This window comes from Teichococcus aerophilus (genome assembly GCF_014490485.1).
Classification (GTDB): Bacteria; Pseudomonadota; Alphaproteobacteria; order Acetobacterales; family Acetobacteraceae; genus Pseudoroseomonas; species Pseudoroseomonas aerophila.
Window position 1 is genome coordinate 28,015 of the sequence record NZ_JACTVA010000027.1, and the last position, 13,983, is coordinate 41,997.

The 13,983-nt window shown below is 70.2% G+C and carries 13 protein-coding genes; 8 read left to right on the forward strand and 5 right to left on the reverse strand.

Translation table 11 applies throughout. The features are described from left to right. Positions 1–103 precede the first annotated feature (103 nt). Positions 104–580: a hypothetical protein gene (locus IBL26_RS14980; protein ID WP_187785303.1), complete on the reverse strand. Its 477-nt coding sequence runs from the start codon at positions 578–580 to the stop codon at positions 104–106. Between the two features lie 218 nt (positions 581–798). Between IBL26_RS14980 and IBL26_RS14985 the strand changes: the two genes are divergently transcribed. Continuing rightward, on the forward strand, positions 799–1,113 hold the full coding sequence (locus IBL26_RS14985; protein WP_187785304.1) for a hypothetical protein: 315 nt from the start codon (positions 799–801) through the stop codon (positions 1,111–1,113). A gap of 339 nt (positions 1,114–1,452) precedes the next feature. Here the strand turns inward: IBL26_RS14985 and IBL26_RS25940 are convergent, their stop codons facing one another. The 3 genes from IBL26_RS25940 to fdhD are packed head-to-tail and all read right to left on the reverse strand — an operon-like array spanning position 1,453 to position 3,160. Then, positions 1,453–1,581 carry a hypothetical protein gene (locus tag IBL26_RS25940; RefSeq protein ID WP_277817321.1) on the reverse strand — a complete coding sequence of 43 codons (129 nt, stop codon included), beginning with the start codon at positions 1,579–1,581 and terminating at the stop codon, positions 1,453–1,455. Between the two features lie 30 nt (positions 1,582–1,611). Beyond that, positions 1,612–2,265, reverse strand: a complete 654-nt coding sequence (gene mobA / locus IBL26_RS14990) for a molybdenum cofactor guanylyltransferase MobA (RefSeq protein WP_187785305.1) — start codon at positions 2,263–2,265, stop codon at positions 1,612–1,614. Beyond that, a complete protein-coding gene (fdhD, locus tag IBL26_RS14995) occupies positions 2,258–3,160 on the reverse strand; it encodes a formate dehydrogenase accessory sulfurtransferase FdhD (protein WP_187785306.1) in 903 nt (300 codons plus the stop codon). Before fdhD ends, mobA begins: the two co-directional genes overlap by 8 nt. Positions 3,161–3,249: 89 nt before the next feature. Here fdhD and IBL26_RS15000 point away from each other — a divergent pair, with 89 nt between their 5' ends. The 6 genes from IBL26_RS15000 (at position 3,250) to IBL26_RS15025 (ending at position 9,643) form a co-directional block, all read left to right on the forward strand. Then, positions 3,250–4,068, forward strand: coding sequence for a TrmH family RNA methyltransferase (locus IBL26_RS15000; protein ID WP_187785307.1), 819 nt, complete (start codon positions 3,250–3,252; stop codon positions 4,066–4,068). Positions 4,069–4,424: 356 nt separating this feature from the next. After that, the gene (locus IBL26_RS15005; RefSeq protein ID WP_194443609.1) at positions 4,425–4,877 is read left to right on the forward strand and encodes a lysozyme inhibitor LprI family protein; all 453 of its coding nucleotides are present in this window, start codon (positions 4,425–4,427) and stop codon (positions 4,875–4,877) included. Between the two features lie 276 nt (positions 4,878–5,153). Then, positions 5,154–6,164, forward strand: a complete 1,011-nt coding sequence (locus IBL26_RS15010; RefSeq protein WP_187785309.1) for a Bug family tripartite tricarboxylate transporter substrate binding protein — start codon at positions 5,154–5,156, stop codon at positions 6,162–6,164. A gap of 117 nt (positions 6,165–6,281) precedes the next feature. After that, positions 6,282–6,968 carry a DedA family protein gene (locus IBL26_RS15015; protein ID WP_241749409.1) on the forward strand — a complete coding sequence of 229 codons (687 nt, stop codon included), beginning with the start codon at positions 6,282–6,284 and terminating at the stop codon, positions 6,966–6,968. Between the two features lie 334 nt (positions 6,969–7,302). Further along, positions 7,303–8,853: a TerC family protein gene (locus IBL26_RS15020; RefSeq protein ID WP_187785310.1), complete on the forward strand. Its 1,551-nt coding sequence runs from the start codon at positions 7,303–7,305 to the stop codon at positions 8,851–8,853. Between the two features lie 358 nt (positions 8,854–9,211). Continuing rightward, positions 9,212–9,643, forward strand: a complete 432-nt coding sequence (locus IBL26_RS15025; RefSeq protein ID WP_187785311.1) for a YqaA family protein — start codon at positions 9,212–9,214, stop codon at positions 9,641–9,643. Positions 9,644–10,057: 414 nt separating this feature from the next. Here IBL26_RS15025 and IBL26_RS15030 read toward each other — a convergent pair whose 3' ends face one another. Further along, the gene (locus IBL26_RS15030) at positions 10,058–11,488 is read right to left on the reverse strand and encodes an FAD-dependent oxidoreductase (protein ID WP_187785312.1); all 1,431 of its coding nucleotides are present in this window, start codon (positions 11,486–11,488) and stop codon (positions 10,058–10,060) included. A 165-nt stretch (positions 11,489–11,653) separates the two neighbouring features. On the opposite strand from IBL26_RS15030, the gene IBL26_RS15035 reads away from it, so the two are divergent. Beyond that, entirely contained in the window at positions 11,654–13,627 is a 1,974-nt protein-coding gene (locus IBL26_RS15035) for a hypothetical protein (protein ID WP_187785313.1), read from the forward strand. Positions 13,628–13,983: the final 356 nt, after the last annotated feature.

Consider the following 13,983-nt stretch of genomic DNA (forward strand, 5'->3'; position numbering starts at 1 on the left):
CAAGCAGCATAACCCCACCATCTTCATGGCAGCAGTCGCCCGGCCGTTGGTCAGGACAGGAAAAAGGCCGGGGATCGGTCCCCGGCCTGCTCCACGGCTGACTTTACTGCTGGACGACGCGGCGGGTGCCGTCCGGCAGGTATTCCAGCACCAGGCCACCGCCGCCATAGGCGCCGTCACCCACGGCCTGGCGCGGCAGTTCCAGGTTGCTGAAGGGCTGCGCCGGAGTCGGCACCACCGGGCGGCCATCGGCAGTGTAGGACCCACCCATCGGGCGGGCGCCCATGGGTGCGGCCCCCATGGGGGCACGGGCCATCGGCGGCGCGCCCATCGGCGTCCCGGCCATAGGTGGCGCGCCCATCGGGGCGCCGGCCATCGGGGGCGCACCCATCGGGACCGGCGGCGGCGCGGCATAGGTGCCCATCGGGGCCTGCATCGGCGTGGGCGGCGGCGGGGCGGACTGGTAGGCCGGCGGGGCCTGGGTACCGTAGGCCGGCATCTGCGCCTGGGCGGAATGGATGCCGAAGGTGGCCGTTGCCGTCACCGCGGCGGCGGCCAGGGCCAAGGAAATACGGGCCATTGCGCTGGCTCCTTCTCTGTTGCTGCGGCCTTCCAGCGCCACGCACCAGCTGGGGCGTGGGCGGAAGCCGACAGGTTGCCAACGCCGTCCCCCCGCCCGGGTTGCCTGCATCGCCAAACGTAAGGCAAACGGCCCCTCCCGGTTCGCGGCTGGGGCTGGTACCCTTGGCTTGGTAGAGAGGGAGAACAGCGATGGGACGTGGTCGTCCGAAACGCGCCATGGAGCGTCGCCGCGCGGGCATTCCGCCGGCCATGGATCCGGGCGCCGAGATCTCCCGCCTGCGGCGGGAGCTGGAGGAAGCGCGGGCGCTGCTGAAACAGGTGGAACTGGGCGGCAGCGATGCCGGCCAGCTGGTGCTGGCCAAGCGCATGGCCTCGCTGGAGGAAGACCGCCAGGTGGCGCGCGGCCACGCCGTCGAGGCCTCGCTCGCGCGTTCCAAAGCCGAGGCGGAGCTGAAGGCGCTGCGGCAGTCCATCAAGCAGGCGCCCGGCCTGCGCGGCTGGCTGCTGCGGAAGGCCAGCAAGGGGCTCTAGGCGCCCGGGGCTGTCGGGGAAGTAAAGGCCGGGGAAGGAATTCCCCGGACCCCATCTTTTTCCGGGAGACTTTCAGATGGGGTTGTCGGAGCGTTAGCCTTCTTAATCTCGGCCGGTGTCGCGCCGAAGGTCCATGACATCCGGCTGCTGCGGGTTCCGCTCACCTCGGCCTTCATCCAGGCGCTACCCGCCGTCCCAAAGCCTAACGTCAAACTCGTAGAAAGAAGATGCGGTCTCAGGGGAATTCATTCCCCTGACCTTTTCTATAGAGACCGAATGTCGATGAGGCTGGGGGACCCCCTCCGCCTCAACCGACCGTCCAAGCCAAGGCGCGGCCGCTTACGAAGGCCGGGCGCCCTGGGTGGTGTAGGCGTCCCTCGCGCTTTGCTGGACGGTGGTGTCCAGCACCGCGGCGGCAGCGACGGCCAGGACAATGGCGGCCAGCACGCCGCTCACAAATGCTTTCATCGCGAAGATCCTCAGGCAGGTTGTTGGAGGCTATGGGGCCGGGGCATGGCTCTGCAAGAGCGCTTCCGCCTCGGCCAGTTCCCCAGGCGTGTTGGCGTTGAAGAAGGGGTCGAATGGCAAATCCGGCCATTCGGCGCTGGCACAGCCGAAGCGGGCGGTCCAGCGGTCGATCTTGCGTTCGCCGCTTTCCAGCGCGTCGCGCAGCTCGTGCCGCAATGCCACCGGCCACAGCGCCACCGGCGGGTGGGACCAGCCGCCGGAGCGGGCGCAGGCCATCGTCACCCCCGCCGCCCGCCGTGCCGCATGCAACCGCGCCACCAGGTCGGCCGGAATGAACGGCGAATCGCCGGGCACGGAGACGATCCATTCCGGCGCAGGCCCTGCCGAATGCGCCGCCTCCGCCGCCCGGTCCAGCCCCGCCAGGATGCCGGCCAGCGGGCCGGGGTAATCCGGCAGGCCGTCGGCAATGACGGGCAGGCCGAAGGCCGCGAAGCGGGCCGCGTCGCCATTGGCATTCAGCAGCAGGGACGAGACCTGTGGGCGCAGCCGCTCCACCACATGCGCCAGCAGCGGCCGGCCAGCCAGCAGGCGCAACGGCTTGTCGCCACCGCCCATCCGCCGTGCCAGCCCCCCGGCCAGCACCACGCCCCAGGTGGTGGGGAAGGCGCTGTCAGCCTCAGGCATCGGGGGCCTCCGTCGCCTCGCGCGAGTTCTTGCGCCAGTGCCGGGCGCTCTCCTCCTCGACGTAATTCAGGTCGGCGTCGAAGACGATGCGGTGCTCCCCCGCCAGCGCGGTGAAGCGGCGGCCCTTGCAGCGGCCGATCAGCGTCAGCCCCACTTCCCGCGCCAGTTCCACCCCCCAGGCGGTGAAGCCGGAGCGCGAGACCAGGATGGGGATGCCCATCCGCACCGTCTTGATGACCATCTCCGACGTCAGGCGGCCGGTGGTGTAGAAGATCTTGTCGCCGCCCGTCACGCCTTCCCGGAACATCCAGCCGGCGATCTTGTCCACCGCGTTATGGCGGCCGACGTCTTCCATATAGACCACCGGCTGGTCCTCCTGGCACAGCGCGCAGCCATGGATGGCGCCGGCTTCCAGGTACAGCGTCGGCAGCGTGTTGATCCGGTGCAGCAGGCGGTACAGCCAGGATGTGCGCAGCTCGGCCGCCTCCGGCAGCCGGACCTGAGAGAAATTCTCCATCAGGTCGCCGAAGGCGGTGCCCTGGGCGCAGCCGCTGGTCAGCGTCTTCTTCTTCAGCTTCTGCTCGAAATCCGTCCGCCGCGCCGTCCGCACCACAACCACGCCAAGGTCCTCGTCGTGGTCGATGGCCGTCACCTCATCATCCATCCGCAGCATGTTCTGGTTGAGCAGGTAGCCCAGCGCCAGGTCTTCCGGCCGGTCGGCGATCGTCATCATCGTCACGATCTCCTGCCCGTTCAGGTACAGCGTCAGCGGCCGTTCCACCGTCACGCTGGCCTCGATGGCCGCGCCGGTCTGGTCGATGCCGGAGACGCGGCGCGTCAGCCGTGGGTCGGAGGGATCGGGGCGGACGCGGAGGGCGGGGAGGTCATCGGGCATGGCTGCCCCAGCAGATGCGCTGCCCAACGCCCCGGCTCAAGGGCCGAAAGCGCTTGGCGAAACCGGCGCGGGGCGGCACAGACGGGCGCATGAGCCTGCCCCCCCGCCCCCACGCCCCTGCCGAGACCGCTCCCCCGGCCAAGTTCATCCCCGGCCCCGTCCGTCCCCGCGCCCCGGAACCGGACCGGATCTGCGGCGCTATCGCCGTCGCCGCCGTGTTCGCCCACCGGCCGGAAGCGGTGCTGCGGCTGTTCTACCTGCCGACGCGGCGGCAGGAAGCCGGGCGCTTCTGCGCCATCCTGGCACGCGAGAAGAAGCCCTACCGCGAAGTGCCGGCCGAGGAGCTGGCCCGCATCGCCGGCACCGCCCACCATGGCGGCATCGTCGCCATCGCCGCGCCGCGCCTGGTGCCGGCCGTGACGGCGCTGGACCAGCTTCCGGCCGGGCTGCTGCCGGTGCTGGATGGCGTCGGAAACCCGCACAACCTCGGCGCCGTGGCCCGCTCGGCCGCCTTCTTCGGCTCCCGCGCCCTGCTGCTCTCAGGCGATCCGCGCCAGGCCAGCCTGTCCGACTCGGCCTGGCGCACCAGTGAGGGCGGCCTGGAAGCCCTGTCCGTCTTCCGCACCAGCAACCTGCCGATGGCCCTGGACGCGCTCGCCCCGCGCTTCCTGACCATCGCCGCCGTGGCGCGGGGCGGGGAGACGCCGGATGCCATCCTGGCAAGCCTGGGCGAGGAGACGCGCGATATCGCCCTGGTGCTGGGTAACGAGGAACAGGGCCTGGCCGAACCCACCATCGCCGCCTGCGCCCGGCAGGTGACGCTGCCCGGCTCCGGCCTGGTGGAGAGCCTGAACGTCTCGGTGGCGGCGGCGGTGCTCATGCACGCGCTGGGGCGGAAGCGCGGGTAGGCGCTTTCCGCTGGCGGAGGTCTCGGGAGAATAGGGAAGGCCGGGGAAGGAATTCCCCGGGCCCCTTCTTTTCTTTTCGAGTTTGGCCGGGTGCTGATCAGGGCCCGGTCCGGCCCTGTGGCTTCGGAGCCCGCGGGTTCAGCCCGCATGGCGCATTCTTAATCCCCTTGAGAGGCACCCCTCCCTTCGAAGGGCCAACGCCAAACTCGCAGAAAAAAGAAGGGGGTCCTGGGGAATTCATTCCCCCGGCCGTCCTCTTCCCCGGCCCGCAGCCACGGGAAGGTGACGGACCCCGTACTTGCCCGGAAGCGTGGGCGGCGCCTGCAATGCGCGGCCATCCAGATCCCGAGTGTGCCATGACAACCCGCTTCCCCATGCTCCTGTTGCTGCCCTTGCTCCTGGCCGCCGTGCCTGCCGAGGCCAAGAGCCCGGCGGGCGCCAGCCGGGCCGAGCCGCAGTCCCGCGCGCTGGCCGCCTGCCTGGCGGAGGGCAGTTCCAGCCTCGATTCCGCCCATTGCTATGGCGAGGAACTGCAGCGGCTGCAGACCGAGCGGGATGGCCTGCTGCGCGAGATCCGCGCCAAGCTGGCCAGCCCCGGGGCCGATGGCACCAACCATGACAGCGCCGCCGGCTGGCTGGAGGAGGCTCAGAAATCCTGGGAGAGCTACGCGGCCTCGGATTGCCGCCTGCTGGAGGATGTCTTCGGCGCCGGCTCGGCGGCCGGCCTGGCGAGCGCCGATTGCGAGATCCGGCACAGCGCCGCCCGGAACCAGGAGCTGTCCCGGCTGCTGCGGGATTTCCTGAACTGATGGGCCTTGGGACGAACCATGGCGGCACGGCTGGCCAAGGCGAGGCCGCCTGGCACATGGAAGCACCGGCGGTGTGAACCGCGCGATGGAGCGGCGGCTGGACGTCCTGCGCGGGCGCAAGGCCAATAGGACGCACCCCGGGCCATGGCGGCCATGGCATCGCGCGCATATCCGGCCCGGGCCACGCCAGATGACGGCCATGACACAAACGCCCTTGTCGTAGCCCCCTTGGCAGAGGCACACCCCGCACCGGATCCTTCCGGAGCTCCCAAAACCATGACCATCAGCCGTCGTGCCCTGCTGGGCGCCGCAGCCACCTCGGGCATCGCGCCCACCCTGTTCGCGCCGGGCATCGCCCGTGCCCAGGGTTCGTTCCCCTCCCGCACCGTGCGGATCGTCGTGCCCTACGCGCCCGGCGGCTCCGTCGACCTGACCGGCCGCCTGATGGCGGAGCGGCTGCAATCCGTGCTCGGCCAGACCGTGGTCGTCGACAATCGCGGCGGCGCCGGCGGCAATCTCGGCGCCTCCGAAGTGGCGCGCTCGGAGAAGGATGGGCACACCCTGCTGCTCAGCTCCGCCTCCATCATGGCCGCCAACAAGTTCCTCTACCGCCGTTCCATGCCGCTGGACCCGGTGAAGGACCTGGCGCCCGTCACCCGCGTCACCACCGGCACGGTGTTCATGACCGTGCGGTCGGAAAGCCCCTACAAGACCTTCCAGGACGTCATCGAGGCGGCGAAGAAGGACCCGGGCAAGCTGACCATGGGCTCCTCCGGCACCGGCACCATCAGCCACCTGACCATCTCCAAGGTCTGCAAGGTGACGGGCACGGACATCACCCACGTGCCGTATCGCGGCGGCGCGCCGGCCCTGCAGGACCTGCTCTCCGGTAACATCGACATGATGTTCGACGTCATTCCGCTGTCGATGGCGCATGTGCGCGAAGGCCGCCTGCGCGTCCTGGCCGCCGCCAGCGCCGAGCGCGTGACCTACTCGGCCGACCTGAAGGACGTGCCGAGCATGAAGGAGTTGCTGCCGGGCAGCGGCATCGACATGCAGTCCTGGTACGGCGTGAACGTGCCGGCCGGCGTGGCGGCGGACCGCATCGCGGTGCTGCACAAGGCCATCTTGCAGGTAGTCGATACCGACGAGTTCCGCGGCAAGATGGAGCCGAACGGCTTCACCACCATCGTCGACGCCACCCCGGCCGCCTACGGCGCCTATACCGAGGCCCAGCAGGCCGTGTGGCGCCAGCTGGTCGAGGAATCCGGCGCCAGCCTGGACTGAGACGGGGCTTTCGCGCAGGCAGGGGGGAAAGGTGGGGGAATTCCCCCACCTTTCTGCCATGCTGCTGTGCGATGACAATCCGGCCAACCGCTCATCCCGCCCCTGGCGGCGGGGGGGATGATCTGTTACCGCTCCTCCATGTTGGAAGACTGGACGACAGCCTTCGAGGCCTGGGTGCGTGCGAACGCCTTCTGGGCCGCGCCGGTGACGTTTCTCATCGCCTTTCTGGAATCCTTCCCGATCGTCAGCATCCTGGTGCCGTCCACGGCGCTGTTGCTGGCCGTGGGCGCGCTGGTGGGTGGCGACATGCTGTCCCCCGGCCCGGTGATCCTGGCCTGTATCGCCGGCGGCATCCTGGGCGATGCGGCGGGCTACTGGCTGGCGCGCTATATCGGCCCTTATGCGGTACGCCGCCGCCTGCCGAAATCCTGCCGCCGCATCTATGCCTGGTCCGTGGTGGTGTTCCGCCGCTGGGGCTGGTGGGCGGTGTTCATCGGCCGCTTCCTCGGCCCCATGCGGGCGGTGACGCCGCTGGCGGCCGGCGTGGTCGGCATGAAGAACTGGCCGTTCCAGACCGCCAACATCCTCTCCGCCATCGTCTGGGCGCCGCTGGTGCTGATGCCCGGCACGATTGGCGGCTGGCTGGCGCGGCAGCTGGGCGAGAACCCGGACCCGATCGCGATCGGCGCCGTGATGGCCGGCGTGCTGGTGCTGTGGGTCAGCTACCAGCGGCTTCGCCCGGTGGTGCAGGCGGCGGTGAAGGCTCGGTTGGAAGCCGGCGCCCTGCGCCGTGACCGCGCCTGACCGTGCCTGACCCGGAACCTTCTCTAGAACCGTATTTAGCCTGTTCCCTGGCGGGGCGCGGCGGCCTTGGCTGCCGTGGGGCCGCCAAGCCCCCGGCCTGGCGCCTGCGCGCCGCGCCGGTGCGTGCCGCAGTGTCGGCATTCCCGGCCCTGCGTGCCCGCGGGTACCATCCGTCCCACGCCGGGCGGTCCGCAGGGCTTGAAGGCGGGCTGCCCGGCGAAGGCCGCCCTGCCCCGCATGGCACTGGCCGCCGGGCCACTGGCCTGAACGCGCAGCCCCGCCGCCCCGGTGGCCGCCGCATTTCCTCATCCCTTATCTGGAGCCTGTACTGACGATGGAATGGATCGCCGACCCAACCGCATGGCTGGGCCTGGGGACACTGATCGTGCTCGAGCTCGTGCTCGGCATCGACAACCTCATTTTCATCGCCATTCTGGCCGACAAGCTGCCACCGGAGCAGCGCAACAAGGCCCGTATCATCGGCCTCTCCCTTGCGCTGATCATGCGGCTGGGGCTGCTGGCCGCCATCTCCTGGATCGTCGGCCTGACGGCGCCGCTGTTCAGCGTCGCCGGCATCTCCATCAGCGGGCGCGGCCTCATCCTGGTGCTCGGCGGCCTGTTCCTGCTGTTCAAGGCAACGATGGAACTGCATGAGCGGCTGGAAGGCGGCCACGGCGCCAAGGAAGGCACCAAGGTCTGGGCCAGCTTCTGGCAGGTGGTCGCGCAGATCGTGGTGCTGGACGCGGTGTTCTCGCTGGACAGCGTCATCACCGCCGTCGGCATGGTCCAGCACCTGGCCATCATGTACATCGCCGTCATCGTCGCGATGATCGTGATGATCGCGGCCTCCCGCCCGCTGATGCGCTTCGTCTCCGCGCATCCGACGGTGGTGATCCTCTGTCTCGGCTTCCTGCTGATGATCGGCTTCAGCCTGATCGTCGAAGGGCTCGGCTTCCACTTCCCGAAAGGCTACCTCTACGCCGCCATCGGTTTCTCGATCCTGATCGAGGCCTTCAACCAGGTCGCCCGCCGTGGCCATGCCCGCGCGCTGACCACGGGCGACCTGCGGGACCGCACGGCGCTGGCCGTGCTGCGTCTGCTGGGCGGCGGCCGCGTCGAATCCGACCCGCAGCCCGGCGATGCCGAGGCCGCCGCGGCCCCGCCGGTGTTCGGCCCGCAGGAACGCTCCATGGTGCAGGGCGTGATGGCGCTGGGCGAACGCCCGGTCCGCTCCATCATGACGCCCCGCAACGAGGTGGTCTGGCTGGATATCGAGGACAGCCCGGAGGAACACCGCCGCAGCATCCTGGAAAGCGGCCATTCCCGCTTCCTGGTATCGCGCGGCACGATCGAGGACATGGTCGGCGTTGCGCTGGCCAAGGACCTGTTGCGCGACCTGATCGAGACCGGTGCCATCGATGCCGACCGCTCCGTCCGCCCGCCGCTGCTGGTGCATGACCGGATGGACGTGCTGCGGCTGATGGAACGGCTGCGCGGCTCCCGCGTGCAGATGGCCGTGGTGCTGGACGAGTACGGCACGCTGGAAGGCGTCGCGACGCCGACCGATATCTTCGAGGCCATCGCCGGCGAGTTCCAGGAAGGCGAGGAAAACCAGCCGCGCATGGAGCAGGATGCCGAGGGCGCCTGGCTGGTCGACGCGCATCTGGACCTGCACAGCCTGGACCAGCAGTTGGGCACCCGCCTGGCCGAAGGCGCCGGGCAGTACTCCACCGTCGCCGGCTACCTGATGGGCCGGCTGGACCGCCTGCCGGTGCTGGGCGACATGGTGGAGACCGACGGGCTGATGTTCGAGGTGACGGCCATGGACGGCTTCCGCCCACAGCGCATCCGCCTGCGGCAACTGCCCGCCGAGCCTCCCGTCTGAGCAACATTCGCCCGAAGAACGCCCGCTTAGGCAGCGTCCGTCTGGGCAGCGTCCGTCTGGGCGCTGCCTGTTCTGGTGCCGTCGATATAGGGGCGGTGCATCGGGGCGCCACCTTTCTTGGCATCGGTCGCCTGGAAACCGTCTATTCAGGCACTGCCAGCACGGGCATCGCTGGCGCTGGCGGAAGAGGCCCCCGCGCGCACGTCGCAGGATCCGCGAAGTCGGGCGGATGGGCGTCGGGACAGAAGCTGCAGGTCATGACCATGGCCCGCCCTCTGGCTTCGGACTGCCCCGATCCCGCCGATGGTGGCGGACGCTCCGCCCCCGCCGCGCCTGATACGCCCCCGGCGCCAGCCACATGAGCGTGCTGGCAGCCTGCGCCGGCCTGTTCCTCGCCGCCTTCCTCGCCGCCACGCTGCTGCCGGCGCAATCCGAAGCCGTGCTGGCCGGGCTGCTGCTGTCAACCGATACCTCCCCGGTGCTGCTGGTGGCCGTGGCCAGCGCCGGCAACGTCACCGGCTCCCTGGTCAACTACGCGCTCGGCCGCGGTATCGAGCGCTTCCGCGACCGAAGCTGGTTCCCCGTCCCCGGCCGCGCCCTGGCCCACGCCCAGCACTGGTACGCACGCGGCGGCCGCTGGGTGCTGCTGCTGAGCTGGCTGCCGGTGGTGGGCGACCCGCTGACCTTCGTCGCCGGCGTCATGAAGGAAAAATGGTGGGTGTTCCTGCTGCTGGTCAGCCTTGGCAAAACCAGCCGCTATGCCGTCCTGGCCTGGGCAGTGGCGGGGTGACGGGTGCCTGGGACAGGGCGGTTCGGGGGAGGGAAGGCTGGGGAAAGAATTCCCCAGACCCCTTCCTTTTTCTGCGAGTTGGCGTCTCGCTTTAGGAGGTCTGGCCAACTCTTTTGAGTGAGCGTGGAAATGGGATTTTGTCTGCCAGCGCGGAACGATGGTCCGGCCTGTTGCGCAAGCCTTGGCCAAGCCGGCGCGCGGATGACCGCCCACCTCAAAACACCCAAACGAACCCGCTCCATTCGGGGCTGCCGCCATGATGACATCTAAAACAGGTCACGAGGGCTGAACCGCCAGTCGTGGAAAGTCCCAACCTCGCCCAGACCGACCGCTCCATACCAAAACCGAAAACTCGCAGAAAAAAGAAGGGGTCCGGGGAATTCCTTCCTCGGCCTTACTTCCACCCCCCAACCATCACGCCCCCGCCATGGCCGCAGACCGCAGGAACACCCCTTGGCCGCGCAACGCCGCCTGCAATTCCGGAACCGGCACCGCGCGGGGCGCCACCCCGGCCGTGGCGGCCAGGGCGGCGGCGACGCCAGCGGCCTGGCCGGTCAGCCAGCATTGCGGGATCTCGCGCAGGAAGGAGTGGCTGGTGGCGTCACAGGCCAGGTGGCGGCCAGGGGTCAACAGCCCATCCACCGCCACCGGCACCAGCGCGCCATAGGGCACCGACACATTGGCGAATTTGGGCGCCAGGCTGGGCGAGACGCCGATCTCGTCCGGCGCCACCCGGCCGTCCCAGTGCTCCCGCAGCACGGGCGAGACGCCGGCCACCCGGCGGGCATGGCGCACGCCGATCTGCGGGGCGGAGAGCATCAGGTAGGCGTTGGCGAAGCCGGGCGCGTGGGCGCGGTAGAATTCCAGGTGCCGCGTCATCAGCCGGTGGGAGGTGATCTCGACTTCGGAGAGATCCTCGACATTCACGGCGGAGTAGCCGGCCAGGCGCGGACCCATGAACAGCGCGACATCGTCCCGCCAGGACACGAAGGCCTTGTCGAAGAACCCCACCGCTGCCTTGCCGCGCGACATGAAGTCGGCGAATTCCGCCGGCTGCTCGGCCCGCCAGCGCAGGTAGGCGGGCATGTCGGCGCCGCCGAACATCCAACTGGTGTTCATGGCGTGATGGATGTCCCGCTCATCCGCATCGCTGTCGAACGCGGCGCCGGCACGGGCGAACAGGTCGCCATCGCCGGTGGCGTCGATGGTCACGTTGGCCAGGATGGCACGGCGGCCCTGCTTGCTCTCGAACAGCACGCCGCGCACCGCCTGGCCCTCCATCACCGGTTCCGCCCCCCAGGCGTGGAAGATCGGGTGGGCGCCTGCTTCCAGCAGCATCTCCAGGCTGGTGGCCTTCAGCCATTCCGGGTCGCAGGTGGGGGAGTGGGTGACGACGCCGTGGAAGGCCGCCGTGCGCGCCTGCCACCACGCCGCCGTGGCCGAGTCGCGTGAGCCCCAGGACTCGCGCGGTGGCCCGGCCACCGCCCCCGGTGGCAGGCGGGCAAGCAGTTCCTCGGCGAAGCCGCGGATGACCAACTCGCCTGACCAGTCGGTCATGCGATCGATCCAGATGACCAGCCCGCCGGTGGAAAGCCCGCCCAGGTGGTTGTGGCGTTCCAGCAGGATGGTGCGGGCGCCCATGCGGGCGGCGGCCACGGCGGCGGCGGTGCCGGCGGGGCCACCGCCGACCACCAGCACGTCGCACACCGCGTGCACCGGGGTGCGGCGCGCCGCTTCCTCCACCATCGCGCCCTCAGGCGGGGCGAAGCGCTGCGGCCGGCGCTGCCGCCGGGCGCCGAACACCTCGCTTTGGAAGAAAAGCCGGCCGCCATCCTGGGTTCCCATGCAGGCAGGTTAGGCCGGAACGCGGTGGCGGAGGAGGGGGTGGCGGATGCCACCGTCACGCGGTTCTGCCTTGCCGCGCCTCGCGGCTGGCGGCGTGCGGGCGAGGGCTGCACAATAACGTGTGGCGGGCTATGCTGGCGCGCCGCCACCTGACCGGACTCGCCCATGCCCGAGATGCTGCGTCCGCCCGAGCGGGATTCGCTGATCGCCTTCCTGGAGCGCAACCTGCTGCAGGACGTGCGGCTGGGCGACCAGGACCACCAGGCATTGCGCGAAACGCTGGCGGACCGTCCCACCGCCGGCGCGGCCTGGACGGAGGCGGCGGCGCGCGCGGTGGAGCTGCTGGCGCTGCCGAAGCTTCGCCACCGCTGGTCCGCGCTGGCGGACAGGCTGACCGACTTCCTGCTGGCCATGGGCGAAGGCCCCATCCTGCACCGCCAGGCCGCCACGCCCGGCTGCCGCATCGACAGTACGGACCCACAGGATTTCCGCGTCTCGACCGCCGCCTATGAGTTCACCGGCGACCTCACCCGCGGCCTGCTCCGCCAGCGGCCGGCGGCCGGGGTGGAAGGGGCCGAGGTGGTGCATACCGGCCATCTGGTCGAATTCACCAGCGGCGGCGCCAACCACTGCCTGGATGTGGAGGACAGCACCAGCCATGCCGGCGTTTCCCCCCAGCCGGATGGCAGCGTGGTGCTGTTCCACGAAAGCCTGTTCTCCGCCCGCGCCGGCCTGATGCGGCGGACGCGCTTCGTCGCCCGGCTGCGCTACGAATACACGGTGCGGCCGGACGATCCCCGCGTGCAGCTGCGGGTAATGCTGAAGACCGCCCCCAAGGTCGCGCTGCGCGACATTCGCCTGACCACCGCGCTCGATGAGATGTCCGCCGCCACCACGCCTTTCGGGCATCTGGTGCTGAGCGCCGGCGGCCGTACCCTGCCGCTCTCCCAGCCGCAGGACGAGCTGACGACGCTGCATCTCGGCCGTGCCGACGCGCTCAGCCTGACCGAGACAGCCGCGGCGCCCCTGGCGACCGGGGTGCATCTCGGCTTCCCTTCCGCCGACCGGCTGATGAGCATCAAGCTGGTCTCCAAGGCCGGCGATGCCGGGTCCACCCGCCGGCCGCACTGGCTGCTGACGCGCTACCGCATCCCGCAGCTCGGCCCTGGCCAATCGGCGACAGTGGAGGAGGAGCGGCTGGTGACCTTCGGCACCCTGCAAGGCGCCGAGGCCACCTATGCCAGCCTGTTGCGGGACCCCGCGCCGCTGCGTGGGCGGGACCCAGGCCTGGCGCGCGATATCGGCGCCGCGCTGAACGGCATGGCGACGCAGATCCTGTTCTCCACCACCAGCGGCCATGGCGGCGAGGCCCGGCTGGCGCAGATGCGGCAATGGTACGACCGCCACGCGCCAGCCTTCCTGGCCGCGCCCCCGCCCCGGCCGCGCGAGCTGGCCTTCGCGCTGCTGTCGCTGGACGCCATGCGGCGGCTTCCCGCAGCCGCCGGGCCGGATTACGCCGCGCTGCTGGCCAGCGGCCTGAACGCCCTGCTGGCCTGCCAGGATGCCGGTGGCACCTTCATCGAACCCGGCGGGGCGCCGGACCTCGGCGGTCATGCTGCGGCGATTCTGCTGCTGTCCCGCCTCGCCATCGCTCAGCACGCCATCGCCCAGCACGGCGATTCCCAGGGCAGCCCCGACCCCCGGCTGGCAGCCGCGCTGCGCCGGGCGCTGCTGCCCCTGCAGCTGGGCAGCATGTGGGCAGGCCAGGGCGAAGCGGCGCGCGAGCTGCCAAGCCCCATCCTGCACGCCGCCACCACCGAGGGCGGCACCACGGATGACGGCCGCCTCTCCTCCCGCCTCGGCCTGGCGATGCGGGGCCTCGGCGTGCTGATCCTTGCCACCCGCGCCGGCGCCGTGCCGCTGGAACCGGCCGAGCGCAGCCATCTGGAAACCCTGTACGACAGCTGCTTCCGCCTGCTGCGCGGCCGCCTGCGCTCCTCCCCCGAGCAACTGGAAGTCCTGGCGGACAGCGACCGCGCCGACGGCGATGCCATCACCCAGTCCGTGGTGGCCCTGGCCCTGCTGGCACCGGACGAGGCGGTGCTGGCCCTGCCGCTGGCTGTGCCACAACCGGCCTGAAGGCGGAGGGCGAAGGCCGGGGAAGGAATTCCCCGGACCATTTTTTCTGTTTTCGAATCTTCCCAGCGTGCCTGTTGAGAGGCGTATCCTGGCGTCCGACTGGTGCGCCGGAGGGTCTTAGACCTCCGGCTACTGAGGGTTCAGCCCGCGTGGCCCATTTTTAATACCATCACGAAGCGCCGCCTCGACCCTGACGCGCGACGCCAAACTGCCAAAAAGAAGATGGGGTCCGGGGAATTCCCTCCCCGGCCTTCCTCCATTTCGACACTGGACCTTTGCCCGTCGGCCACCTCAGGAAACGGCGCCTCCGGCAGCCGTTCCGGCTCACGCCCGCGTGGTGCCCCATCCCTGTGCTT